The organism is Bacillus sp. LR--39 (genome assembly GCF_053613335.1).
In genome coordinates this window covers 1-666 of record NZ_JBSIOT010000986.1, presented here as the reverse complement: position 1 = coordinate 666, position 666 = coordinate 1, and the positions used below count along the sequence as shown (strand labels likewise).

1 protein-coding gene and 1 pseudogene are annotated in these 666 nt (G+C 45.2%); both read right to left on the bottom strand.

The window, feature by feature from the left end; all coding sequences use genetic code 11:
• A pseudogene (locus ACWHAR_RS27930) lies at positions 1 to 289 on the bottom strand (PCRF domain-containing protein); the annotation flags it as partial.
• Between the two features lie 69 nt (positions 290 to 358).
• Positions 359 to 666: SEC-C metal-binding domain-containing protein (locus tag ACWHAR_RS27925; RefSeq protein WP_452088546.1), on the bottom strand; the 308-nt coding region annotated here is incomplete at its 5' end.

Sequence of the window (666 nt, the reverse complement as noted above, 5' to 3'; positions counted from 1 at the left end):
AAGCTGGAGATCAGTGTCCGGCTCTTCTTTCAAAAGATCATGAGTCATTTGCAATTCTTCGTGGGATTCATTCAATTTTTTATACGAATTGACATAATCCTTTAAACCGTTTGCTTCATTTATAACCGTTTGAGCTTTTTGCTGATCATTCCAGAATTCCGGATCAGCCATTTGTTCATCTAGCTCAGCAATGCGGGCCTCCTTTGATTCGAGGTCAAAGAGACCCCCTAAAGTCCGCTAAACGAGAAGCCATATTTTCGAGCTCTGCCCTGATTTCTGATAATTCCATTTCATTCACCTCATTAAAAGATCCGCAGGCGCCTGCAGGCGCCGCGGTCAGTAAACTTGCCGGGGCGAACTATTCAGTACGGCCGCAGCAATTTTTATATTTTTTCCCGCTTCCGCAGTGGCATGGGGCATTTCGGCCGATATCAACCACTTTGCGAACCGGTGCTTTCTTTGCTTTTTTGTTATCGTCGCCTTCTTGCGGCTGATGAGCTGTTGTTTGGCCTTGTACAACCTCTTCACGCTCCAGATTGTTTTCAATCTCAGCTTTCATCACAAATTTTGCGACCTCGTCCTCAATTGATTCAATCATATGCTCAAACATCGCAAAACCTTCCATTTGATACTCACGAAGCGGGTTCGTCTGCGCGTAAGCACGAA